Origin of the sequence: Vreelandella aquamarina (assembly GCF_044805175.1) — a bacterium.
In the GTDB taxonomy this organism is placed as follows: Bacteria; Pseudomonadota; Gammaproteobacteria; order Pseudomonadales; family Halomonadaceae; genus Vreelandella; species Vreelandella aquamarina_B.
In genome coordinates this window covers 1,824,422-1,848,435 of the sequence record NZ_CP085232.1, presented here as the reverse complement: position 1 = coordinate 1,848,435, position 24,014 = coordinate 1,824,422, and the positions used below count along the sequence as shown (strand labels likewise).

General features: G+C 57.0%; 23 protein-coding genes. 13 read left to right on the top strand and 10 right to left on the bottom strand.

Annotated features, from left to right (window positions below; genetic code table 11):
• Nucleotides 1-4 precede the first annotated feature (4 nt).
• The 3 genes from LG300_RS08750 to LG300_RS08740 form a co-directional block, all read right to left on the bottom strand.
• Nucleotides 5-514 (bottom strand): plastocyanin/azurin family copper-binding protein, encoded by a 510-nt coding sequence (locus LG300_RS08750; protein WP_404374574.1) that lies wholly within the window; start codon nt 512-514, stop codon nt 5-7.
• A gap of 270 nt (nt 515-784) precedes the next feature.
• Entirely contained in the window at nt 785-1,528 is a 744-nt protein-coding gene (locus tag LG300_RS08745; protein WP_404374572.1) for a copper resistance D family protein, read from the bottom strand.
• 168 nt (nt 1,529-1,696) lie between these two features.
• Nucleotides 1,697-2,068 (bottom strand): copper resistance protein CopC, encoded by a 372-nt coding sequence (locus LG300_RS08740; RefSeq protein ID WP_404374570.1) that lies wholly within the window; start codon nt 2,066-2,068, stop codon nt 1,697-1,699.
• 453 nt (nt 2,069-2,521) lie between these two features.
• Here LG300_RS08740 and LG300_RS08735 point away from each other — a divergent pair, with 453 nt between their 5' ends.
• Nucleotides 2,522-3,073, top strand: coding sequence for a hypothetical protein (locus LG300_RS08735; protein ID WP_404374568.1), 552 nt, complete (start codon nt 2,522-2,524; stop codon nt 3,071-3,073).
• A gap of 319 nt (nt 3,074-3,392) precedes the next feature.
• Here the strand turns inward: LG300_RS08735 and LG300_RS08730 are convergent, their stop codons facing one another.
• Nucleotides 3,393-4,148, bottom strand: coding sequence for a phosphatase PAP2 family protein (locus LG300_RS08730; RefSeq protein WP_404374566.1), 756 nt, complete (start codon nt 4,146-4,148; stop codon nt 3,393-3,395).
• Nucleotides 4,149-4,302: 154 nt separating this feature from the next.
• Nucleotides 4,303-4,830: an invasion associated locus B family protein gene (locus LG300_RS08725; RefSeq protein ID WP_404374565.1), complete on the bottom strand. Its 528-nt coding sequence runs from the start codon at nt 4,828-4,830 to the stop codon at nt 4,303-4,305.
• Nucleotides 4,831-5,178: 348 nt separating this feature from the next.
• On the opposite strand from LG300_RS08725, the gene LG300_RS08720 reads away from it, so the two are divergent.
• The 3 genes from LG300_RS08720 (at nt 5,179) to LG300_RS08710 (ending at nt 8,858) form a co-directional block, all read left to right on the top strand.
• A complete protein-coding gene (locus tag LG300_RS08720; RefSeq protein WP_404374563.1) occupies nt 5,179-5,976 on the top strand; it encodes a M48 family metallopeptidase in 798 nt (265 codons plus the stop codon).
• A gap of 216 nt (nt 5,977-6,192) precedes the next feature.
• On the top strand, nt 6,193-7,392 hold the full coding sequence (locus LG300_RS08715) for a diguanylate cyclase (RefSeq protein ID WP_404374561.1): 1,200 nt from the start codon (nt 6,193-6,195) through the stop codon (nt 7,390-7,392).
• Between the two features lie 101 nt (nt 7,393-7,493).
• Complete coding sequence (locus LG300_RS08710; RefSeq protein WP_404374559.1) at nt 7,494-8,858, top strand: CHAD domain-containing protein; 1,365 nt, start codon at nt 7,494-7,496, stop codon at nt 8,856-8,858.
• A gap of 65 nt (nt 8,859-8,923) precedes the next feature.
• Here LG300_RS08710 and LG300_RS08705 read toward each other — a convergent pair whose 3' ends face one another.
• Both LG300_RS08705 and LG300_RS08700 read right to left on the bottom strand, forming a co-directional pair.
• Complete coding sequence (locus LG300_RS08705; protein ID WP_404374557.1) at nt 8,924-9,310, bottom strand: hypothetical protein; 387 nt, start codon at nt 9,308-9,310, stop codon at nt 8,924-8,926.
• A gap of 176 nt (nt 9,311-9,486) precedes the next feature.
• Nucleotides 9,487-11,454 (bottom strand): DNA topoisomerase III, encoded by a 1,968-nt coding sequence (locus tag LG300_RS08700; protein WP_404378014.1) that lies wholly within the window; start codon nt 11,452-11,454, stop codon nt 9,487-9,489.
• A 188-nt stretch (nt 11,455-11,642) separates the two neighbouring features.
• Between LG300_RS08700 and LG300_RS08695 the strand changes: the two genes are divergently transcribed.
• Both LG300_RS08695 and LG300_RS08690 read left to right on the top strand, forming a co-directional pair.
• Entirely contained in the window at nt 11,643-12,890 is a 1,248-nt protein-coding gene (locus LG300_RS08695; RefSeq protein ID WP_404374555.1) for an ABC1 kinase family protein, read from the top strand.
• Nucleotides 12,891-13,016: 126 nt separating this feature from the next.
• Nucleotides 13,017-14,837: an SEC-C metal-binding domain-containing protein gene (locus tag LG300_RS08690; RefSeq protein WP_404374553.1), complete on the top strand. Its 1,821-nt coding sequence runs from the start codon at nt 13,017-13,019 to the stop codon at nt 14,835-14,837.
• A 22-nt stretch (nt 14,838-14,859) separates the two neighbouring features.
• On the opposite strand, the gene LG300_RS08685 is transcribed toward LG300_RS08690, so the two are convergent.
• Nucleotides 14,860-16,230 carry an AmpG family muropeptide MFS transporter gene (locus LG300_RS08685; RefSeq protein WP_404374551.1) on the bottom strand — a complete coding sequence of 457 codons (1,371 nt, stop codon included), beginning with the start codon at nt 16,228-16,230 and terminating at the stop codon, nt 14,860-14,862.
• A 132-nt stretch (nt 16,231-16,362) separates the two neighbouring features.
• Here LG300_RS08685 and LG300_RS08680 point away from each other — a divergent pair, with 132 nt between their 5' ends.
• Together LG300_RS08680 and ccoM are read left to right on the top strand one after the other, a co-directional pair.
• Nucleotides 16,363-16,881, top strand: coding sequence for a peptidylprolyl isomerase (locus tag LG300_RS08680; protein WP_404374549.1), 519 nt, complete (start codon nt 16,363-16,365; stop codon nt 16,879-16,881).
• A 158-nt stretch (nt 16,882-17,039) separates the two neighbouring features.
• Nucleotides 17,040-17,165, top strand: coding sequence for a cytochrome c oxidase subunit CcoM (gene ccoM / locus LG300_RS08675; RefSeq protein WP_404374547.1), 126 nt, complete (start codon nt 17,040-17,042; stop codon nt 17,163-17,165).
• 191 nt (nt 17,166-17,356) lie between these two features.
• Here ccoM and LG300_RS08670 read toward each other — a convergent pair whose 3' ends face one another.
• Nucleotides 17,357-18,958: a ribonuclease J gene (locus LG300_RS08670; RefSeq protein WP_404374545.1), complete on the bottom strand. Its 1,602-nt coding sequence runs from the start codon at nt 18,956-18,958 to the stop codon at nt 17,357-17,359.
• Nucleotides 18,959-19,231: 273 nt separating this feature from the next.
• Here LG300_RS08670 and purU point away from each other — a divergent pair, with 273 nt between their 5' ends.
• Both purU and LG300_RS08660 read left to right on the top strand, forming a co-directional pair.
• On the top strand, nt 19,232-20,086 hold the full coding sequence (purU, locus tag LG300_RS08665) for a formyltetrahydrofolate deformylase (protein ID WP_404374543.1): 855 nt from the start codon (nt 19,232-19,234) through the stop codon (nt 20,084-20,086).
• A gap of 21 nt (nt 20,087-20,107) precedes the next feature.
• Complete coding sequence (locus LG300_RS08660) at nt 20,108-20,779, top strand: energy-coupling factor ABC transporter permease (RefSeq protein ID WP_404374541.1); 672 nt, start codon at nt 20,108-20,110, stop codon at nt 20,777-20,779.
• Between the two features lie 20 nt (nt 20,780-20,799).
• Here LG300_RS08660 and lexA read toward each other — a convergent pair whose 3' ends face one another.
• On the bottom strand, nt 20,800-21,477 hold the full coding sequence (gene lexA, locus LG300_RS08655) for a transcriptional repressor LexA (RefSeq protein WP_404374539.1): 678 nt from the start codon (nt 21,475-21,477) through the stop codon (nt 20,800-20,802).
• 227 nt (nt 21,478-21,704) lie between these two features.
• Between lexA and LG300_RS08650 the strand changes: the two genes are divergently transcribed.
• The 3 genes from LG300_RS08650 to nagZ all read left to right on the top strand — a co-directional run bounded on the left by LG300_RS08650 (nt 21,705) and on the right by nagZ (nt 23,969).
• The gene (locus LG300_RS08650) at nt 21,705-22,382 is read left to right on the top strand and encodes a TetR/AcrR family transcriptional regulator (protein ID WP_404374537.1); all 678 of its coding nucleotides are present in this window, start codon (nt 21,705-21,707) and stop codon (nt 22,380-22,382) included.
• Complete coding sequence (locus LG300_RS08645; RefSeq protein ID WP_404374535.1) at nt 22,360-22,875, top strand: L,D-transpeptidase family protein; 516 nt, start codon at nt 22,360-22,362, stop codon at nt 22,873-22,875. Before LG300_RS08650 ends, LG300_RS08645 begins: the two co-directional genes overlap by 23 nt.
• An 83-nt stretch (nt 22,876-22,958) precedes the next feature.
• Nucleotides 22,959-23,969 carry a beta-N-acetylhexosaminidase gene (nagZ, locus tag LG300_RS08640; RefSeq protein WP_404374534.1) on the top strand — a complete coding sequence of 337 codons (1,011 nt, stop codon included), beginning with the start codon at nt 22,959-22,961 and terminating at the stop codon, nt 23,967-23,969.
• The last annotated feature ends 45 nt before the right edge of the window (nt 23,970-24,014 follow it).

Here is a 24,014-nt window from a genome sequence, read left to right as displayed (position 1 = left end):
CGTGTTAAAAGTTAATATCACCATACATCCCTGATTCATAATGACCAGGGATATTGCAGGCGTACTCCAGACTTGCAACATCTGAGGGAGCCGTCCATACCAGTGTTTTGGTTTCACCTGCCCCGATGGTGATAGACGGCATTTGCCCGCCATGCGCACCTTCCGCCATGTTGTGACCACCGTGTCCGCCATGACCTGCACCATGAGCACCACTCATTGCTTGCATCATCTTACGGTGCTCTTCCTGGGCAGCTTTATCACCTATTACAAACTCATGCTCAAGATTACCGGTGTTGGAAATTTCAAATTTAATCGTTTCACCGGCGGTAACTTGGATATCTTCAGGATCAAACCACATATCGCCCGCTTCAACGCTAATAGTGCGATCAACATCGGCATTGCTCGTGTCATTGTGAGGACTACTATCATTTTCGTCCGCTGCCCAAGCGGCGGTCCCCATAACACAGAGTGATATTGTCAGTAGGCTGGAGGTCAGGTAGGTCTTACGCATCATGTTTACCTCTTAATTGTGTACCTAAGCGTTATATCGTGCCAACCTGAAATGAGCCTGAACCCCATGTCATCTAGTTGCCTTAGCAAACCCCGTGTAAACCCTCGACAGGGCTGGGAGCCTTCACTGTCATGTCCGTCGCCTCGATGAGCACGTGGCTGTCGTGCATCTTGCTGCGCGCGGGTGGTATCGGCCTTGGCTACCCGGTGAGCGTTGCATGTTGCATATGCCTATTAAGCTGGGTGCTTAACTAACCAGGGGGATGTCCTTTCCTTAACCATTCGGTGATGTGACCCTTGTCAGCACCGCAGTGACCAGCAGTATCACTACGACCAGTACCATCTCCAAGGCAATACTGCGCTGTAAACGCCGTGGGGCTGTTGTGTCGCCGCTCTCCAAGGCTGGTACAAGACGGTACTTGTTCGCGGTAGCAAATAACAGTAGCGCCGCGACAATCAATACCTTGCCGATCAAGAACTGTCCATATGCTGTGGTGAGCAGTGGCGTGAGACCGCCCGTTAGCAGCGTGGCCAAAGTGACGCCCGCCAGTACCAACAAGCCAACTCCGCCCATGGCGATTTGCCCGAAACGAGTCAAAATGCGGGCGGTATTGCCCTGGTCGTGACGCCGTCCCACTAAGTGGAACAGCGGCCAAAGTGAGGCTACCCAGAATGCCGCCGCCATCAAGTGAAAGATCAATAAACCAGCCAAAACGAGGCGTGGGGTGTTCACTGTATGTCCCACCTGCACGAATGCCAGCATCACCAGTAATACGCCTACTAGGCTCAAGCTATTGGCTGTTTTCGAGGGTAGTAAGTTATTCAGCTGAACCACCTGGACCAGCAGCAAGCCAGTAACCGCCAGTATCAGCCGCGTCCCGGGCGCACCCTCGAACACGATCCCTAGCAGCATCGGGTTGGTGGCAGCCGCTACATTGCCGCCCCCAAGGTACCCGGCTTGCAAAGGCCACTGGAACAGAATCAGGATAACCCCCGCCCAAGCAGCGAGGGCACCCATGCGGACAACGCACCTACGGTCGTGATCAGGGAGTTGCGGAAACGCTAGGCGAAACAGCACGGCTCCCGTCGCGACTAGGGCACTAAGGTAAACCCCCGCCGCCACGAGAATCATCGCAACGGTCCAGACATCGAGGCTATTTATTACGGAGAACCACCAAGTCACGGGTCAGGGCTCGACCGAAAAGTTAAAACCGTCGGACATCATGTGCCCGTCATCCGATAGGCCGCGCCAGCGCACCTGGTAGTTCCCAGCTGAAAGAACTTCACCGGGCTTTACGAAGTAGCGTTCGACCTGTTCACTGCCTGGCTGACCATCAAGGGGAACTGAGCCATTCGGGCCTGTCACCTCAAACTGGGTGATGCGCATCACACCACCAAACGCAATGCCAATTTCCGCAGGGGAGTCCTGAACGGTGTCACCATCCTTAGGCGAAGTGATGGTGAGCCCTTCATGGGCGAGTACTGGGATTGCTAGCGAAATCAACAGCGTTGCTAAGGTGGCGTGAAAGGTAGAGAGCGATCTCATCTTCTTCTGCATACCGATTCCTTATACGTTTTCAGGTTTGAATGGATGCCGTTTCTTTATCGCGGAGGCGCTAAAACTGGCTCGATTGGGCCTTCAAAGGCCTTTCATTCGCCCTGTTTGGCGAACAAGGCACATGGCTTCGTGCTCTTTGGGAGCCGAGAGAGCGTTCAGTAACACTTTGGCTTCAGCGGTTTCCGCTTCTTGGGCGGAGAGGTATTTGAGCAAGCACGTGGACGCGCTCTTCCTCATGGAAATGGCTCAGTTTTATAACGTACCAACCTGAAACAGGGCTGAAAACGGCGGTAAAAAATGACCTGTGACAACATTTAGGTATCGGGATTGGTTTCCCCTTTACCTTTGGGCTACCTATAGGTTGTAGGCTTTTAGCGTAAGCTAATTACCCCTTCTTCCATTTTTATTGGATAAGGTGATGTCTCGCACAGCGACAGCATGAGAGGAAATATCATGGTTAAGCACAAGATGATCTTTGCTATTGGTCTGGTTGCAAGCCTGAGTATCTCAAGCAATACCATCTTCGCTCAAGGTATGAACCAGGGCGCCCAAGGTCAAGGCAGTATGATGGGCGGCCAAGGTATTATGGGTTCGGGCATGATGATGGGCAGTCAAGAAGGCATGTACCCAGGGATGATGATGGGAGGGCAAAGCGGGATGATGCCTTGTCCAATGATGGGCGGCATGGGGACTATGTCCGGCATGGCCGGTATGCTCGATGAGCAGCAGATGAGTACCATGCGCGAGATGCGCCAGGAGCACCGCGCGGCACAACTTGAGCGGATGGGCGAAATGATGAACCTGCGCGATGAACTGATGCAAATCATGCAGAATGAGCGCCCTGAACCAGAGGAAGTAAAGGCGCTGCATGCTCAAATGGCCAACCTTCATGGCGATATGATGGCGGATAACGTGCGCATGCATAATCAGATGCAGGACTTACTAACCGATGAACAGCGTGAACAGATGAGGGGAAGCATGCGCAGTCACCATGGTCCGCAATAAGCCTTGGCGATAAAGTGAACTTCACCTCACGCCGGGTGAGGGCACCGAGTACAAACTGACGATGGAAGAAGGCGTTGCCGCGCCATTCGCTTGGGCTTCCGATGGTGTGCCCGAAGGCGAACTGGAAGTTCCCTTCACCGGTGACTAAGGTTGGTTCTTTCATCACCGCAATGATAACGAAGTGACCGTGGTGTTGCGTGTTAGAGGGAGCTTATGGGGAGCTGAAATAAGGTTATCTAAAACAGTGGCTTCTAGCGCTCTCCTGAGGGCTAGAGGCTTTTCTTTCATCGCTTGTAGCCCCAACTCCGCTTGAGCCGGGTTATTCAGTATCCAGCAAGTTCACCTCCCTCTCTACCTGCCCACGCCGCTGCATCCAGCGCATCACGATCCAGCACATCGCTGCCCAGCTCGCCCCAGCCGCCCAACCGGCAAGCACGTCAGTCGGCCAATGGACGCCAAGATAAACGCGGCTCATGCCTACTAACAGTGTCAGCACTATCGCCAGTATCAGAAGGTAAGCCTTCAGCCTTAGCGCGGGCTGTACGCGGGTGAGTAGCGCCGCCAGGGTGAGGTAGGTCACGGCAGACATCATTGAGTGGCCGCTGGGAAAGCTCGCGGTGTAGACCATGGCTTCATGGGGCACGAGGTCCGGGCGGGGGCGATCAAAGCCCATCTTCAGCACGGTACTGAGTAGGATGCCGCCGGGCACTGCTATCGAGGTAAAGAGTGCCGCTCGATAGTGTCTGGCAAGCAACAAGTAACCCAGGGCACCTAGCGTGATGAGTACCAGCACACCGACCCCGCCAAGCGCGGTAAAGTCTCGCCCCATTTCCTCGACCCAGCCCGGCCCGATCGGGTCGCTAAGATCCGCGGGATTGCGAAGGGCGAGCAACAGGCTCTCATCGATGCTCTGGGTGTCCCCTTCGGTGACTTCGTCGGCCAGCGCGATGAATCCCCAAACCCCGCCGGAAAGTACCGCAACGCATAACAGCATCGCGAGTTCGTAGCGGCCTAGCCGAGCCAGCAAGGAAACGCTATAGCGTCCCACTTGTTTCATTTTCCTCTGGTGCTTCATTGGCAACTCCTTTGCTTTGATTCTGAGTTCCACGAATCAATGATACGCAACGTTGGTCCAAACGGCGCCATTACCGAACGCTGGCAAGCGGTGGCTTAACGTGGGCGGGTAGGCTTGCCGACCCTTATGGGTCGGCTTTTTCGGGGGAGTAAGATCAGGGAGCGATGCGGGTACTGGCGTCGGTGAAACCGATCAGCGAAATATCCAGGTCCATGCGGTCACCGCGTGGGCCAATCATGCTGAGGGTGGCCGTATTGCCACTGCGGAGTTGTTGCAACATCGATGGCTCGATGGGGGCGTCTGCACGGCAGCCTTGCTGCTGGCAGACCTGATAAGGGAACTGAATGGGTTCACCGTTATCCACCACCAATTGCAAGCCCGCAGCCAGTCGCACCCCCAGCGGCACGAAGAAGCTCATCACCGGGCCATCCATCTGGGGCGGGTAGTCGAGAACCACCTGCATCAAGGGCTGGTCGCTGCCGGGTTGAGTGATCATTTGCATCATCGCACAACGGGTTGCCGCCTGATTTTCCTGGCAACGCACCTCCCAGTCTTGGAACGACTCGGTGGTGACATCATCACCGGAAGCTGCCTCCGGTTGTTGGCTGAAGGCGTTGGGTGAAAACACCAAGATTGATAACAGCCCCATCATGCGGAGGGTTTGAGTAAAGCGGTGTGGCATTGTGTCATCTCCTGTTGGTTCGCGAATAGTGGGTAATACCACCACCATGCCTGCTTGTTCGCTTGATATCCAGCATAGCGGCCATACGTCAATCAAGCGCGGCAGTCCAAAGCAGGCGTGGCAAGGCTGAACAGGCAGACCTCTTTTCGGCGCTTGACGCTAAGCTCTAGTAAGCTGCTACTTATACTCAGCCGTTGTTAGGGCTGACTGGATCACGAGCGCTTGTTTGTGGCATATGATCACGACCGGCACTTGGGGCTGGGTAGCGTGGATGAACGCGACGAGCGCCACGCCTGCGAAGCGCCGTATACTCTGTTGCACGTTTCTTAATTTAGGCGAACCTTTCTAATGCATTGGCGATGTGTACGACCTCTTTTTTGGCTCGCGCTATTGGCTGTACTCGCGGGCTGCGGTGAAACGCCCACCGGGCGCTCCCAACTGGCGTTGGTTCCCGGCCCGCTAATGGCCGATATGGGTGGAGACGCCTTTGATCAGCTACGCAACACCCAACCGATCAGCCGCGATGCGCAAGCGAACCGGCTGGTGCAGTGCGTGGCGGAAAAAGTGGTGGCAGGGGCGAAGGCGAGCTACCCAGGGCTGGAGTTCCCCGAGCGCTGGGAAGTGGTGCTGTTTGAAGACCCATCCCCCAATGCGTTTGCGCTGCCGGGCGGGCGCATAGGGGTACACACCGGCTTGCTGCAGGTGGCGGAAACACCGGCCCAGCTAGCGGCAGTGATGGGGCACGAAGTGGCCCACGTGCTGGCCGACCACGGCAATGAACGCCTGACCCAGCAACTAGGCATTAAAGCCGTGCTGTTGGTGGTCGGGTTGCTTGGGGAAGGGGAGTTTGGCAGCCAGCAGTTGATGCAGGCGTTAGGAGTGGGAGCCCAGTTGGGCATTAGCCTGCCGTTTAGTCGCACCCATGAAGAAGAAGCCGACTTGATGGGGCTGGAGATTATGGCCCGTGCAGGGTTCGATCCGCAGCAGAGCGTGGCGCTGTGGCGCAATATGGCTGCTCACGGAGGGAGCCAGCCTCCTGAACTGCTCTCTACACACCCCGCCCATAAATCCCGCATTGATGCGTTACAGCAAGGGTTGGAGGAAGTGACGGCTACCTATCGCACGGTAACTCCGGCGGCGTGTTAGATGAAGGCTAGAAAAAACGATTAACCGATTGCCCCTAGGGTGGTGGGTAACGCTAAAATGCCCAAGTAATGCACTTCACACCATGTACGCCGTTGGTATAACAATAAGATAGGGTGGCTTTCTGTTGGGCTCGTTTCTTATCAGGTGAAGCTTAGCAAAATAGCTTCTCTGGGTGAGTCCAAGCAAGCCACCGCTTGACCCAGGGAGTACCAGGCTTTGCCGTTAAGAAAAGCGCAATATCAGGTGCATTGGCTGACGGGGCAGTTTTGTGACCAACGCAGCGAGTCAATGTATCGCCGAGCTATCCAGGAAGATGTAAAGCTGCAATTCAGCCTCTCTTTGAGCGTTGCGGCCTGTATCTTTGGCATGTTCGCGATATCGGATTACTATTTGCTTGGCCTCACCAATGAGTTTTATCTACTGCTTGCCATGCGTATTGTGGTGGTTAGTGGCTGCCTTCTGACGGTGCTCGCGGTTAGGGTGTGGCGCGGGTATCGCTATAAAAGCTGGCTGCATGCCATGCCGCTATGGTTATTAGCGACCGGTATTCTGTTGATTATTCCTTTGCGTCCTGACAGCCTGCCCACCCAGGTGACTGCGGTGGTGGTGGCTACCATGGCATTCTACCTGCTTATTCCCAATCGGCTGGTGGTGGTGGCGTTAGCCAGCCTTTACTTAACGGTTGGCTTTCTCGTTTTTGCTGCGCTGTTTACAGACGTCGCGCCAATGGCCCTGCTACGCATCGCGCTGCTGCTGGTAATGGCCAATGTAGTGGGGTTTTTTGCCTTGCTGCGTTTAGAAGGCCTGCAGCGCAAGCAGTATGCACTGCTTTACGAAGAGCGCGCGCGGAATCAGCAGTTGCTTGAGGAAATTAACCACCGGAAGACCCTGGAAAAACAGCTACGCCGAGTGGCGGAGCGTGATGCGCTAACAAGCCTTAATAACCGTGGCCATTTTATGAAGCTGGCTGATGAGTTATTGCAGTGTTCGCAGGCTAAACAGTTGCCGTTTAGCCTGTTTATGATCGATGTGGATCACTTTAAGCATATTAACGATACCTGGGGGCACAGCTCCGGGGATTGGGTGCTGGCTAAAGTAGCTGAAGTATGCACGCAATCCCTTCGTCCAACGGATGTTATAGGGCGCTTTGGTGGCGAAGAGTTTGTCGTGGCTTTGCCAAACACGCACCTAAACGATGCACAAATCATCGCGGAGCGTTTGAAAAGAAAGGTTGCCGAGCAGCCGTTAAAGGAAGAGATGGGCAGCCTACGCCTCAGTGTCACCATCGGGGTTGCGGCTACAAACACCAAGGAGGATGACCTTGAATCGCTGATCTCCCGGGCAGACCAGGTGCTTTACGTTGGTAAACGCAGCGGTAGGAATCGGGTAGTGGTATGTGGTGATGACAGGGGGTAGGGTTAACGCCGGGGCTTAACCATACCCACTAGCGAATCCGCATGTACTAAACTTTGTTTTCTATAGCGTGGTTAACCACAGCGTGATGAGGAGCAGCCCCCATGCGCCACCTGTACCTAATGCGGCACGCCAAAGCCAAGCAACCCCACGGCGAGATGACCGACCACCAACGGCCGTTACGCAAGCGGGGGGAGCGCCAAGCGGAAGCCATGGCCCAGGTGCTGCAGCGCTGGCAAGCGTTGGAAGGTGAGATTTTTGTCAGCACGGCGGCACGCACGCGGCAAACCTTCGATGTGATTGAAGCGCAGCACCTTGAACACCATTTCGCCAGCCATGTGCTGTTCGATGATGCGCTGTATACCTTCGAGGGGGATGCGCTGCTGGAGTGGCTGAAAGTGCTGCCGGATAAAGCCGAGCGGGTGCTGGTGATTGGGCATAATCCCGCGCTTATTGAGCTGACCCGTTGGCTAAACGATGAAGCCCCGCACTCGCTGCCCACCGGCAGCGTGCTGTACATGACGCTGCCCGATACCCCCTGGAAAGCCATCGCCAAGGGGGAAGCCAATTTAGAGGGTGGTATTACCCCCGAAACCGCCAGTTTCCCGCTGTTCCAGCGCACTGCCCCCAAGCCGCCTACGCATCAAAAGCGTACGGCGAGCCGCGTGCGGGATTTGCTGGAGTACCAGTATCAGATGGTTAGGGCGCTGGAGCCTGGCGTTATCGCAGGCATGGACCCTGAATTTCTTCACCAATACCGCGTGAACCTGCGCCGCAGCCGCGCCGTGGGGGAGTCCGTGCTCGCCATTACCAAGGTGCCCGGCTTGAAGAAGATGCTCAAGCGGCTCAAGCAGCGCGCCCAGGCGACTAGCGACCTCCGTGATCTGGATGTGTTGTTGGAGGAGCTGGCGAAAAACCAGCCGCCGCTCTCTACCGACACGCGCCAGCATTTACGGCAGTGGCTGCAGCATTGCCGACAGGCACAGCGTCAAACCCTGGGCCAGCAGTTACGTGCGCCAGGCTATGTTGACGAACTGGAGAGTTGGCAGCGTTATATCGCCTCGGATGAGCTTTGGAAGGCGTTGTCGAAACTCACCTGCAAGCGCATCCAGGCGGTGCTGAATGAGCGCATCACACGGCACAATGAGGCGTTGGCGGCCCTCTCGCCAGCTTCCCCCGACACCGAGCTGCACGATCTCCGTAAGGGAGTGAAGCGCATCCGCTATCTTGCCGATTTAAACCCAGCCCTTGCCGAGCCGCTGCTGGTGGAGCTGAAGCGTCGCCAAAGCCTGCTTGGCGACTATCAGGATCTGTGCTCCCGCCAAGCGTGGCTAGATGCGTTTAATGCAGGCGTTGATATTCCTCAAGAGCAGCGCAAAGAGTGCTCGCAGTGGCAGGCAGCGTTAGAAACGCAGAAGCAAAAACTGCGGAAAAAAGTGCTAGCGCTGCCGCCGTTGGTGAGCCACTGAATCCGATTCGATGCCAGATACAGATGCCAGATACATTAATCTGGCTCCAGGGGCTTTAATAGACGCTACATAGCGAGCTTGTGCTTAATATGGTCGATAACCAAGCTATGCTCATGCTGTGGGCTGAACATGACGATGTCCGTATCCTCTTCCGCGCGAACGCTGTGCCCGGGTGGCCAGTAAAACAAGTCACCCTCCTTCGAGGTTTCTTCGCTGTGGTCAGCAAAGAGCGCGGTGATAGCCCCCTTGACGACATACCCCCAGTGCGGGCATTGGCAGCTGTCTCCCTCAAGGCCGTGCAGCAGTTCGGTGATATCCGTGCCGGAGCCAAAGGAGAAGTACTCAGCCCCCATTTTTCCAAACCCTGTTACGTCTCCAAAGTCGGTTTGCTGCCGGGCGACTGCCCCGGGTACGTCTAGCCGGACGGGGATAGCTTCTTTTGAAATGTGCATAACGCGCCCTCCTTTCGAGGTGCAGGGCCACTTGGCCCGCAAAAAGTATAGTTGAGCAGGGGGGAATAGCTATGTTGTTGAGCTGTCTGAGGGGAGAGTTATACCGTTATATTGACTGCTCTTAACAAAAGTCTTAACAAAAAAAGTGGCTTGGCTGTTGATTTACCGGCAGGTGCCTAGCTACTGCGCTTCTTCTCCGCACGCTGCTTACCCGCCGCACCGCTGCGGCTCCCCGTGGTTTTCTTACTGCCGGTGCTTTTACGCCGCGTGTAGCCTTTCTTGGTGGTTCCGTTGCGTTTGGTTGGGCCACCGGCTTCGCCCTGGGCGGTTTGCAGGCTGTGGCGTAGTTTGCCTGCGTCGCTTTGGCCTAGCAGGGCGCGTAAGTCTTCCAAAAGTGCGTGTTGGAAGGCGTTGGGGTCGTCTTGCTGTTCGGATATCGCCCGCAGGCGCTGCTCCCAGAGTGCGGTACGTTCCGGTGTGCTGACGGCGCTGGGTAGGGCAGCGATCAGCGCGCAGCCGAGTTTGGTGGCGCGCAGGGCTTTTTGCTGGCGCACTAGGTAGCCGCGCTGCACGAGGGTTTCGATAATGCCTGCGCGGGTGGCTTCGGTGCCTAGGCCATCGGTGTCACGCAGGGTGCGGCGCACGTTCGGGTCATCCACGTAGCGGCCAATATTCATCATCGCTTTGATCAAGCTAGCATCGGTGAATGGTTCCGGTGGGCGGGTTTCGCGCTCTTCCACACCTGCGCCGAGTGCTTGGCAGGTTTCGCCTTGGGTGAGTGGCGGTAGCGGTGGGGTATCTTCGCGAGTAGTAAACAGCGGCTTCCAGCCAGGGTCGAGAATGCTTTGGCCGCGAGCGCGAAAGGCTTCTTGAAGCAGGGTGAACTCAGCTTTCACCTCAAAGGTACGCAGCGGGCGGTAGAACTGCGCCATCACATTACGCACGATCAGCCTAAACACATGGCCTTCGGTGGCGGAAAGCTGGCTGACATCGGCGGGCTTGCCGGTAGGTGCCAAGGCGTGGTGTGCGCCGACCTGCTTATCGTTCCAGGCTTTTGAGCGCAGGGTAAAGTCGGCCCCGTTGAGCCACCCACGTAACGTGTCGTCATTCTGGCAGGCACCAGAGAGGTTCCGCTGGGCAAGCGCTAGGTGCTCTTCGGGCAGGTAGCGGCAGTCGGAGCGTGGGTAGGTAATCAGCTTGTGCTGCTCATAAAGCCGCTGGCAAATATCCAGCACCATCTGCGCGGAAAGCCCAAAGCGACGGGCGGCGTCTACCTGCAGGGCCGAGAGCGAGTAGGGCAGCGGCGGGGCTTGGCGCTTCTCCTGTTGGTCGAGCGTGGTGAGCGTGCCACGTGCGCCGGGGAGTTTTGCTGCTAGGGCATCGGCGGGTGCTCGGTCAATCAGCCGTCCTTGATCATCTAAAGGTTGATGCGCCTTGGGAACCCACCAAGCGCGCAGTTGGCCCTGGGCTACCTGCAAGTCCACCCAGAGTGGGTAGAAGGGGTAAGGCTTGAAATCGCGTATGGTGTTATCGCGACGCACAATCAGCCCCAGTACCGGGGTTTGCACGCGACCGATGGAAAGCACCCCATCGTGCCCCGCCTGTCGGCCGGTGAGCGTCCAGGCGCGGGTGAGGTTAATGCCGTAAAGCCAGTCGGCCCGGGAGCGCGCCTGGGCGGCCTGGAACAGCGGCTGAAACTCGTCATTCGGCCGCAGGCTGGTCAGTGCACGGCTCACCGCCGGGCGGTTAAGGTCGCTGATTAATAGCCGCTGCACCGGGCCGCGATACTTCAAGTGCTCGATCACCTCTTGCACCAGTAGCTGGCCCTCGCGATCCGGGTCGCCTGCGTGCACCACGCTGGTCGCTTGTTTGATCAGTTTGCGAATCACCGCTAGCTGGCCGCGCGCTTTGGGGCGCGGGGTTAGCTGCCAAGTGCCTGGCACAATGGGCAGGCGGTCCAAGCGCCACTGTTTATCGGCGGGGTCGTAGGCTTCCGGTGGTGCCTGCTCCAGCAAATGGCCCAGGCACCAAGTGACGGTGGTGTCGCCGCAGATAATTGCCCCTTCCTGACGTTTGCCGCCGCCGGGCAGGGCGTCGGCAATGGCGCGGGCTAGGCTGGGTTTTTCGGCGATAATCAAGCGCATACGGTGTGGCCCTGGCAGCGGTCTAGTCATGGCTGCCATGGTAGCAGAACCCATCAAGCGGTTAGAGAGTTCATGCGTGAAAATGTATACAGGTAGCTAAAAGGTGTCGCCTATCTTTTATGCGTATAGTTTTTGTATAAAATTATCGAATTGAGTAAGCTGGCACAAAACACTGGGAGGCGGTTTCCATGCGCGAGCGCGGTAGAACACGACGTTTATTTGGGTTAGGTGCCCGTACCGGTGGAGCGTTGCTGAAAACACGTCTGGGCGGCCAAGCGGATTGGCGGGCGCTGGGCGAGGCGCTCTTCGAGGGGCTTTCCGAACTAAAAGGCCCGGCCATGAAGCTGGCGCAGATTATGTCCCAGTGGGATGACCTTCTGCCGCCGGATTTGGCCAACGAGCTAGCCCGCCTGCAGCGCCAAGCAGCGCCGATGCCCTGGCCGAAAATCCGCGAGGCGCTGGTGCTGCAGTATGGCGACATTGATCAGCAGTTTCGCGAGGTAGAAGAGCGTCCCTTTGCCAGCGCCTCGATGGGGCAGGTGCATAAAGCGGTGACCCACGAAGGGGAGACCGTGGTGCTGAAAGTGCAGTATCCAGGGCTTGCCGAGGTATTGGAGAGCGATCTTAAACAGGTCAGGCGCATGATGGGGCTTGGGCGCTGGTTCAAAGTGCCCCAGGCTCGATTGGATGCGTTGTTTGAGGAACTGGCAGCGGGGCTGCGTGACGAGCTGGACTACCACGCCGAGGCCCAGGCGCTGGCCCGTTATCGGGAGCGCTATCGCGATAACCCCGCCTTGGTGATTCCCGAGCCGCTGTTTGAGCTTTCCGGCCAGCATGTCTTGGCGATGCGCTTTGTAGGCGGCACGCCGCTGCGGGATTTAGAGAGCGCCGATGACGCCACCCGTCAAAAAGTCGCCGTCGCGCTGGCGGACTGGATTACCGAGGAGCTGTTTACCTACCGCGAACTGCACGCTGACCCCCATGCGGGTAACTTCGCCTGCGATGAGCAGGGCCGCTTGGTGATTTACGATTTGGGCGCGGTGATTCCGGTCCCCGAAGCGCGGCTACAAGCCATGATGCAACTGCTGGATGCCACTTTGGCTCAGGACCCGATGGCGATGGACGAGGCGCTGATGAAAATGGGTGGCCGCCAGGGGCAGGGCGCGCCGCTGGCGCTCTATCGTGAATCCGCCGAGTGCGTTACCCCGCTGTTTGCCCCTGGCGAGCAGGATTTCAGCGATGTGCGCGTGCACCGCCGCCTACGGGAGCTGACCCCTAAGGTGTGGGCGGCGATGGACCGGCTGCAGCCACCAGCGGATACGCTGCTACTCTCCCGGGCGCTCAACGGCCACTACTGGAATTTAGTGCGCCTGAAAGCCCGTTTGGATATGCATGGCCGCACCCAGCCGCTGCTTGAGTGGGCGCGCACCGGCTAAGCAATCATTGACCCAACAATAACCGGCCAGCGATTGCCGCTGCGGTAGCACTGCCAGCCATGCTAGACTATTGCGCTTTTTAATTGGTTTTATAGATTTATAGTCTTGAAGACAGTGGAGACGGCAATGCTGGCGGTATGGGTCGATCAGCTGCTGGGATTTGCCTCTGGGGCACTCTCGGCAATCAGGCAACAAGAACACTACCCCGATTTTATGACATGGGTACGTGCCAAAGGCGCGGAGGCGTTTAACGGTGATCTTGCCACCGTACAGGCGCTAGCGCCGATTTTATGGTCGCAGACGCCCCTTGAGCGGCTGGATTTTGCCAGTGAGCCTTTAGCGACGCCTGGCCGTAACGAGCCCTGCTGGTGCGACTCCGGCCGTAAGTACAAGCAGTGCTGCTACCGTGTCGACTTCCCGACGGAAATCCCCGAGCAGATGATGTGGATGCTCTCGCTGCGCGAATGGAAGGGTGCCACGCTGAAGGCAGCGTTAGATAGCCAGCAGGCACCGCCCCAAGCGCTGCTAGAAGCCGGGCTGATTGCCGCAGAAAGTGGCCAAACCGGCCGTGCCATGCAGATTCTGGAGTCGCTGTTTGACGGCAGCGACTGGTCGCGTCTGCCGGAGCAGGCCGAACCCGCCTTTGAAATCCTGCTGGATATCTACCAAGAGCGTGGCTTTACCCGCAAGCGTGCGGACCTGTTGGATGACGTGATGGAGCGCGGGCCACTGTTTTTACGCGGCGTGGCCCTTGAGCGGCTGTGCTTGATGCACCTGGATAACGACGACTTGGACAGCGCCCGCGCGGCGTTCGTCAAAGCCCAGCAGGCGCTGCCCGATTCGCCCACCCTGGCCTACATCGAAGCCATGCTGCTGCTCCACGAAGGCCATGAGAAGGAGGCCAAAGAGCGAGCTAACTTCTGGTACCGCCGGTTGGTGCGTCAGGGGGATCTGGACGAAGACCAGCTCGATTTCCTGGCCGCCCTGGCGGATAACCCCGGCGCGACACTGGCTGACCAGCTCCTGAGTGCTGAAGAAGATATGGCGACGCCACTGGTCTCGCTGCAAGCGCTGCTGGCGGCGCTGCCCACCGCTCCCAAGCTTTCTATTGTGCAAGATGTCGAGTCCGGCCGTCTGCACTACACCACCACCGCCCGTGAAGAGACGCTGTTTGCCGCGTGGCACGAGCAGTTCCAGGTCATGGTGGATGAAGAGGTGGCGCTGGGCTTCCGTGACGACCCCTGGGTCAATGCGATTGATTGGATGTCGGCGCTGTGCGCCCACCCGGAGTGGCTGGATGCCCCCCAGGTGGTGCAAGACCTCACGCTGGCGCTGACCAGCCGCTTCGGCAGCTTGCCGTGGATGGCTCCTAGCCTGCTGGAGCCGTTGGCGCTGCGCCTTTCACGCTGGCTGGAGCAGGCCCGCGCCGCAGGCGACGGCAGCCTGTGTTGGGACGATGCCGATAACGCTATCCTGCTACGCACGGGCTTGGCACTGGTGGTGGGGATGGAGCGCGGTGCCCGTCAGCACTCCCGTGAATTGGCCGAAGAGCTGCTAGCGATCGACCAGGAAGATAGCCTGGGCCTGAAAGAGTTGGTGCTTGACCAACTACTGCGCGATGACCGCAACGAAGAGGCGCTGGCGCTGACCGAAGAGCCGCAAAAAGATGATGGCTCGCTGGTGCTGGGGTTATTGATGGGTCGCACCCTGGCGCTTTACCGGTTAGGGCAGCTAGAAGCCGCCGAAGCGGCACTGGCCAAAGTGATTGCCCACAATCGCCACGCGTTGGAGCTGATATGCGCCGAGAACCCCAAGCCCTCCATGCCCTATGCGGATGGGCAGGTTGACCCTGGCTCGCGGGCGGAGGCGTGGCAGTACCGCACGCTGATGCGCGACCAGTGGCGTACCACGCCTGGGGCACTGGCATGGTTAGCCCGCCACCGCTGAAGGGCGTTATACATGCGTTTGGCTAGCGGCCTGCCTCGTTCACTGGGGCAGGCACTAGCTGTTTATCCCGGCTGATCCAAACCGCCAGCAGAATGGCGGGCAAGCCGAGGAGCGTGGCAATCACAAAGAAGGTGGAGTAGCCCTGGGCGCTGACCACGATCCCGCCAAACCCGCTCAGGAATTTTCCCGGTAGTGTCATTAGTGAAGAAAACAGCGCGTACTGCGTGGCGGTATACGCCCGCGAGGTCAAGCTCGATAAGAAAGCGATAAACACCGCGCTGGCCAGGCCGTTGGCGAGGTTGTCCCCGATAATCGTCACCACCAGCATGGGCACTTGGTTGCCAATCAGCGCCAGCGCTGCAAACAGCAGGTTGGTGACCATCACCAGCCCTGCGCCAAACATCAGCAGCGGGCCGATGCCGTAACGGGCCACCAGCAGCCCACCCAGAATGCCCCCCGCGATGCTCATGGCAATCCCAAAAATATTGGTGACGCTGGCAATGGTGGCCAGCGAAAAGCCCAGGTCGATATAGAGCGGGTTCGCCATCGATGCCATGGCGAGGTCGCTAATTCGGAACACCGCAATGAACACCAAGATGCCCATCGCCTTCACCCCAAAGCGGCGGAAGAAGTCGGTAAACGGGCAGACAATCGCCCCAATCACCCAGGCGCCTAGACGGCGCAGCGTTTTAGGCTGGCCCCGACTGGCGCGAATAAAGGCACGCACTTTGGGTTCGTGGATTAATTGCACGGTTAATGAGGCGCGTCTGGGCTCTGGGCGAATCAGCACGGTGAGCACGCCCACGCCTACTAGCGCGGCCATGGTGAGGTAGGCTGCGTTCCAGGACACCGCCGAGGCCACATAGAGCGCACCGGCCCCCGCCGCCAGCAACCCGCCGCGATAGCCGATAATATAGGTAGAGGCCATTGCCGCCTGAACATCGTCATCGGCAGATTCAATCCGGTAAGCGTCGATAGCGATATCCTGCGTGGCGGAGCCAAACGCCACCAGCAGCGCAAAGGCCGCTACCCACCCTAGGTTGCCCACCGGATCTAACCCGGCCAATCCCACCAGACCCGTGGCAATCATTCCCTGGGCGAGCAGCATCCAGCCCCTCCGTTGTCCAAAGGCGCGTGTGAGAAGCGGTAGCGCTAACCGGTCTACCACCGGAGCCCAGAAGAACTTGATGGAGTAGAGCATCCCGATCCAGGCAAAGAAACCGATGGCGGCCACTTCGACCCCGTCACTGCGTAGCCATGCGGAGAGGGTAGAGAACACTAGCAGGAACGGTAGGCCAGCGGAAAAGCCTAAAAACAGCATGGTGATCACTGGCGCTCGACAGTAGATAGCAAGCGCTGCCAACCAACTGCGCTGAGGAGTCGGGGTGGGCATGTGGGGGGGTACTCCAAAAAGAAAACATCGGTGTCTAGGCCCGCTCAAAAACCGGTCGGTGTTAGACTAGCCCTGAGGTTCATGGCCTGGGTTCCATGACAAAGCCGACAGCTTACCGGAGAGGAGTTTTCCATGTCGATTACCGCCCATCAGGTAGTGACGCTGCACTACGTACTTAGCGATGTGCTGAACGATGGCACTACCCGCGTGCTGGACGACTCCAACGCACGTAATAAGCCCCTTGAGTATCTCCACGGCCACAACAATATTTTGCCGGGCCTGGAGAGGGATTTGGAAGGTAGCGCCGCTGGCGATGAGCTGCGCGTGACGCTCGCGCCTGCCGACGCCTACGGCTTGCGTAATGAAGACTTAGTGCAAGAGGTGAGCCGCGCCTCATTTGGCGGCGCGAAAATTGAGCCAGGCAGCCGTTTCCAAACTGAAGGCGAGGCGGGGCCGCAGATTGTCACCGTGCTGAGCATTGATGGTGATAACGTCACGGTGGATACCAACCATCCCTTGGCGGGCCACACGCTGCGCTATCAGGTGAAGGTTCTGGAAGTGCGCGAGGCTACTCGAGCGGAACTTGCCAAGGGCCATCCGCTGCCGCCGGGCACCGAACACAGCAAAGTAGAAGACCGCAAGGTGCTCTAAAAAAGCCGTTTTTCTCGGGTGAGGCGCGTTAAAAACTGACCTGTATCAAGTTCCTACTCGCCTTAGCAACAGCCATTTTAAAAGCTTGACCCAGGTCAGGTTCCCCCTTTCCGAACACAGTAGGATAGCCCCATACATCACGGCGGGAGGGGGAAATTATGTACTGGGACGACGCTGTTATTTTCGGCTTAGCCACTGTCGCATTAGTGATCACTTTTATGGTCGGTTGGGTTGGCTTTGTGATACGTGACCATCTGCGCAAGGATGAGCGTAAAAAGCCTTAATCCAGCAGGCTGTGCTAGTCGTCAGGGGAGGGGGCTTACGCTATGCGAGTAAGCTTCCTGTTGCCGGCCCAATGGGCCGGCTTTTTTTGGTTTTGACACATTTTCCAAGAACTTAATGTCTTGAACTACCATTCCTTGAACCGCCCCACTACTGAGCGCTTGTATAGTGGCTCTTGTAGTGACGGTGCTGCTTAAAAACTACTGCCTAGCTCTGTTTCTGAAGGCATTTCCGCTGCCATGATCTGTAGATGCACCTGCGGCATATGCTGCAAGTGGTTAGCTAGCCAGTGAACTAATCTTGGTTGAAGTGCGTGGCGCAAGTCCGCCAGAGTATCCGCTTCAATGTCTTCAAGCTGCTCATCTAGCCATTCGCTGAAGCTGTCTTCATCCATGGGGCTAGCGCCACTATTGTCCAGCATCAAACGGCCAATACGGCACCAACCGGTGTCTGTTGCCGCCACGGGAAGCGCGAGAAATAGGCTGCCACGCCGGGCGGTGGAGTGGTGGTTCTCTAGCCCTGGATGGGGCACGACGCTGTTCTGATTGACGATGCAGGGCGGCTGCGGGTAGCGCGCCTCGCAGCGTAGCCCCTGATGGTCGAGAACGAGCATGTCGCCATTCACCGGTGCCAGTGGGGCGCTGATACCCAACTCTTCAGCAAGTGCCTGATGCGCCTCTTGATGGCGTGCTTCGCCATGCACCGGTAGCAGCCTTTTAGGCCTTACCCACTGGTAAAGCTTCTTCAACTCTTCCTGGGCTGGGTGGCCGGTGGCGTGAAGCTCTGGATGGTTCATTTCGTCAAACAGCGTCACACCCAACTGCAACAAGCGTTTTTTCAGCTGCTCGATAGGGCGCTCGTTACCAGGAATCGCTTTGGCTGAAAAGATCACGCTATCGCCGGGCTCTAGGTCGACAAAGGGGTGGCGGCGCTGTGCTAGGCGCTGTAGGGCTGCGCGGGGCTCGCCCTGGCTGCCGGTGGCAATAATCACCACCTCCTCCGGCGGCAGGTAACCGAGGTCGTGGGGAGGTACCAGCGGTGGGAAGTCATCCAGATAACCAAGCCCTCTGGCGACACTCACCATACGCTCCATTGAACGGCCCATTAAGCTAACGCGCCTGCCACAGGCGTGAGCGGCTAAACCGATGGCGAGTACACGGGCTAGGTTGCTGGCAAAGCAAGATACTACTACGCGGCCTTTGCATGCTTTAAGCGTCGTGGCCAGCGCTTTGGCAACATCCCCCTCACTCCCTGATTGCCCTGGCATCGGCGCATTAGTGGAGTCACCCACCAGTAAGTCTACCGGTGCGAGTGCTCTGAATTGAGCGGCGTTAACGGGTGTGCCAATCAATGGGTTAGGGTCAAGTTTCCAATCGCCGGTATGCAGCACGCGATACTCACCTGCCTGCATGATAATAGAACAGCTTTCCGGGATTGAGTGGGTGACGTTTAAGTAGCGCAGTGTGAACGGGCCGCTCTCAACCGCATCGCCTGGCTCAATAATTTCAATCGCCGCGTTACTAAGCTGGTGTTCAGCAAACTTATGGCGCAATAGCCCGGCAGCTAACGGAGTTGCAAAAATAGGGCAACCCCATTTGGGCCATAACCATGCCACGGCACCAATATGATCCTCATGACCATGAGTAATAAACAGCGCTTTGGGCGTAATGTTAAGTGTGGCAAGGGTATCGGTATTGGGTACCTGCAGCGGGGTGTTGGGCAGGTCCTGACGAATCATCATGCCGCAATCGATGGCGATCCACTGGTCGTTGTATCCATACAGCGTAAGATTCATTCCAATTTCACCACATCCACCTAGCGGGAGTAGGCGCAGAGGCGGGCGGCGACGGGGACGAAGTTGAACGCGTGGTGGATGCATCAGTTATGAAAAGCCTAAAAAGTAATTCCTTAACTATACGGGATGCGGGGGGCGGGTAACAATCACCAAGCGCCTGACGACGATGCTTCCGTAACGTGCTTACGGTACACTACCTCGGCTAATGTAGTTTACCTGCCGGTAGGTAGGTGCTTGGCGAGCGTGCCGTTTAATACGTTAAGAGTGTTTGTTATGTCCCATTATTACCGTTTAGTCGTTTCTTGCCCTGATCAAGTGGGCATTGTGGCGCGTGTCTCAAGTTTTATTGCTCAACAAGGTGGCTCAATTACCGAAGCCAGCCAGCACTCTGACTTAGAGACTGGCCGCTTTTTCATGCGTTACGAAATCCTTGCCGATTCGCTGGGTATGTCGGCGGAGGCACTACGCACAGCGTTTGATCCCGTAGCCACCGAATTTAATATGCAGTGGTTGCTGGTAGATACTCAAAAGCGTCGCCGTGTGGTGCTGATGGTGTCACGAGAATCTCACTGCCTAGTAGATTTGCTTTACCGCTGGCAGGCGGGTGAGCTGGACTGCGATATTGTTGGCGTCATCTCTAACCACGACGATATGCGCTCGCTGACTGAGTGGTACGGTATTCCTTATTACCATGTGCCAGTAGACCCTGCCAACAAGCAGGCGGCATTTGAACGAGTGCAGGAGCAGATTGATACTGCCCGTGCGGATTGCATAGTGCTGGCGCGCTATATGCAAATTCTGCCGCCTTCACTTTGCGAACGCTATTCCGGCCGTGTGATTAATATTCACCACAGCTTTTTGCCCTCTTTTGCCGGTGCAAAGCCGTACCACCAAGCCTATGAGCGGGGTGTTAAGCTGATTGGGGCCACCTGCCACTATGTCACCGAAGAGCTGGATGCCGGCCCTATCATCGAGCAGGATATCCATCGTGTTAGCCACTGCCACACGCCTACCGATCTGGTGCGTTTTGGCCGGGATGTAGAAAAGGCAGTGTTAGCACGGGGGTTGCGTTGGCACCTGGAGGATCGTGTGTTGATTCATGGTAATAAAACCGTCGTTTTTAGCTAAATAAGCAGGTGAGGGAACGCCATGTCATTTGCACAAAGCGTACTGGCACCATGGGCATTGGTAGTGACATGGCTATTCTCGTTGAGCGTTCTTGCTTGGTGCCTATACTTGCGCCCCTGGCAGCCGCTACTCGAGGATACCGCGCTTCAGCATCGCTGGATGGCGGCCACGTTAGCCGTCATGCTGATGTGGCAGCTGCGCGCGCAAGCGGTAGATTGGCTGACCTTGCATTTGGTCTTCACAGTGCTGATGACGCTGGTATTTAAAACGCCGCTGGCGCTGATCAGCAATGTGATGATTAACATCGCCATGGTGGCCATTGGCAGAAATGAGTGGCTGCTATTGGGCGCAAATGTGCTGGTAACCGGCATTGTGCCTACGTTCGTGACCGGATTGGTATGGCGGTTTGTCGACCGCCGGCTGCCCGACAATTTGATGGTATTTCTGTTTGCCTGCGGCTTTTTCGGTGCTGCTTTGGCAACGTTAGGGGGAGGGCTCTCTGCGGTTGCACTGATTATCGTGGCGGGCACTGACCCAGAGGCTGTCCATCTCGCCCAGGAGTATGCCCGCTTCTTACCGTTATTGATGCCGTCAGAAGCATTTATTACCGGTATGCTGCTGAGTATTTTGTTGGTTTACCACCCAAGCTGGGTGGCCACTTTTAATGACCACCGCTATATCGACTTGCAGTAGGCTCCCCCGGGGGCAGGCAACTAGCCAAGCGCCTGCCCATTACCACCGCGAATAACGCCGACACCCACGCCTTCGATGTCGAGTTGCTGAGTGCGCAGATCAATCTCGATGGGGGCGAAGTCGGCATTCTCGGCAATCAGGGTGACTTGATGCCCCTGGCGTTTAAAACGTTTGACCGTCACTTCGTCCTCCAGGCGTGCTACGACAATTTGCCCATCGCGTACGCGGTCGGTGCGGTGCACGGCAAGCAGGTCGCCTTCCAGTATGCCGATATCCTTCATGGAAAGGCCGCGAACCCGTAACAGGTAGTCTGCTTTGGGAGTGAAGTAATCGGCGGGCAGCGGGCAGTAGCGATCAATGTGTTCAGCCGCAAGAATAGGGCTGCCAGCGGCAACCTCGCCAATCACGGGAAGCCCGTTGGTCGGCAGCTCAACGGTGGCAGAAGGGCTTGCCACTGGCGCCTCGGCAAGCTCCTGTGGCTCCTGGCTAGGTAAGCGAATGCCGCGCGATGTGTTGCGGATAATGCGGATAGCCCCTTTGCGCTCCAGTGCACGCAGGTGCTCCTCTGCGGCGTTGGGCGAGCGGAATCCAAGCGCTTTGGCAATTTCCGCACGGGTGGGTGGGTAGCCAAGCTCACCCATGGTTTTAACAATAAAATCAAATACGTGTTGCTGACGTGCTGTAAGTGGACGCGACATACCAAACTCCAAAACAGTGAAAAAAACAGTAGCTACATGTCGGCTTAATCAGTATGTGTTTAAGTATACAGTATGTTGCTCTGTCCAGTATATGGCGAGTTACGCTCAATATAAACAGCCGCTAAACGTTAATTAACCCTTGGCGCCTTAGGATAAGAGATTGAGCCAACATAGGTTATGGCATAGTATTCAGGCATGTTTTAAACACCTGTTTTTTGGAGGGCGCCATGGCCCAGTCAGATACGGTAACGCGTATTTTAGATACCGCAGAGGTGCTATTTGCAGAGCGAGGCTTTGCCGAAACGTCGCTGCGTAACATCACTAGCAAAGCACGGGTCAATTTGGCCGCTGTCAACTATCACTTTGGTTCCAAAAAAGCGCTGATTCAAGCGGTATTTGCCCGCTACCTTGACCCATTTTCAGTACGTTTTCACAGTGCACTGGATGAGCTGGAAGCCCGCTATCAAGGCCAGCCAATTCCGTTAGAAGTGCTTTTAGAGACCATGGCCACCACCGTGCTTGCCGTGCCTGCTGAGCGAAATAGCCTAAAGGTATTTATGCGGCTATTAGGGTTAGCTTACAGTCAAGCTCAAGGGCATTTACGGCGTTACATTCAGCAGGAATATGGTGATGTATTCACGCGCTTTACTGAACTTGTCCGCAAAGCAACACCCGATTTGCCAGATGCCGAGCGCTTTTGGCGGCTACACTTTATGCTAGGTACGGTGATATTTACGCTATCGGGCTTGGATGCGCTGCGTGATATCGCCGCTAAGGATTATCAAGAGCAGGTAACGGTGCGTGATCTTGTACGGCGGCTACGCCCAGTTGTGGTCGCGGCCATGAATGCGCCGTTACCGGCAGCCGTTGAAGAGGGGCCGTATGGAAACACCCAGGTTAGCTGAATTACCGCCTTCCCAAGATGCTTGGATCGACATCGATACCCAGCAGCAGCGACTGCGTTACTGGCAGGGGAAAGAGGTGAGCTATGAGTGCGACGTTTCCACTGGAGCGGCTGGCGTAGGACAGCAAGAGGGTAGCGGCCAAACACCGCTGGGCTGGCACTATGTACGCGCGTCTATTGGCAAGGGCTTACCCGACAATGCTGTATTTCGTGGCCGCCGATGGACAGGGGAAGTGTTTTCACCCCAGTTAGCCGTCAATTTTCCTAAACGAGATTGGATTCTAACGCGCATCCTGTGGCTCTGCGGGTTAGAGCGCGGTATAAACCGTGGTGGTGATGTCGACTCCCAACGGCGCTATATTTATCTTCACGGTACGCCTGAGAATCAGCCAATGGGTGTGGCTGCCTCCCACGGCTGCATACGCCTACGCAATCACGACTTACACTACCTGTTTGACCATGCTAAACCGGGCACGCCGGTTTGGCTGCATTAAGCTCACCTTCGGACACTCTGCCAGAATTTTGACACGCTAAGCGGTTAGTCTAGAATGGCTCCCTTTTTGTTGGACTCACCACCATGACGCAACCCACTGGCCCGGTCATGCTTGACCTTGAGGGGCCGCAGTTATCCAACGCTGAAAAGCGATTGCTAAAAGACCCAGCCGTGGGCGGCGTTATTCTATTCGCCCGCAACGTAGAAGATGCCTACCAAGTACGGCAGCTCTGCAGCAGTATTCGCCGCGTGCGTGGTGATCTGCTGCTTGGTATTGATCAAGAGGGTGGCCGGGTCCAGCGGATTAAAAAAGGGGTGACCACGCTGCCCGCCATGGCGCGAATTGGCGAGCTATTCGCCAGTGACCCAGCGGCAGGGCTAACCCTAGCCAAAGACACAGGCTGGCTGCTGGGCATGGAAATGGCCGCCTGCGGCTTAGATATGAGCTTTGCACCAGTGCTGGATGTTGAGAGCGGTATCTCCAGCGTCATTGGCGACCGCAGTTTCAGCAGCGACCCCGCTCATGTCGCCCAGCTAGGCCACGCCTTTATCGAAGGCTTGCATGACGCTGGCATGGCGGCCGTCGGTAAACACTTTCCTGGGCATGGCGGTGTAGCGGCGGATTCCCATATTGCGCTTCCGGTGGATGAACGCTCCCTGGCGGAGTTGAAAGCGCGAGATCTGGTGCCGTTTCGTGAATTAGCTGGCCTGCTGAACGGGGTTATGCCTGCCCACGTCATTTATTCAGCATTTGATACCCGGCCTGCAGGCTTTTCGCCTAGCTGGCTGGGAATGCTGCGTGAGTCGCTTGGATTCAAAGGGTGCATTTTTTCCGATGATTTGAGCATGGCGGGAGCGCATGAAGCAGGGACTCCTGCCGAGCGTGCCAAAGCGGCGCTGGCCGCTGGCTGCGACATGCTGCTGATCTGCAATGACCGAGCGGCCGCCATTGAGGTGGTAAAAGCCTGCCAAGGGGTGCTGAATAAACGGCCTGCCAAGCTGCGTTACGGCCGTGCCAGGCCCGAACTCGATGCGCTCTCTGCTTTAGGCCGTTGGCGCCGTACCCATGCCAAGCTTGAAGCCCTAACCCATTAATTTCCCTACTTATACCGTTTCCCGGTGAGTTTGACCCTGTATTTG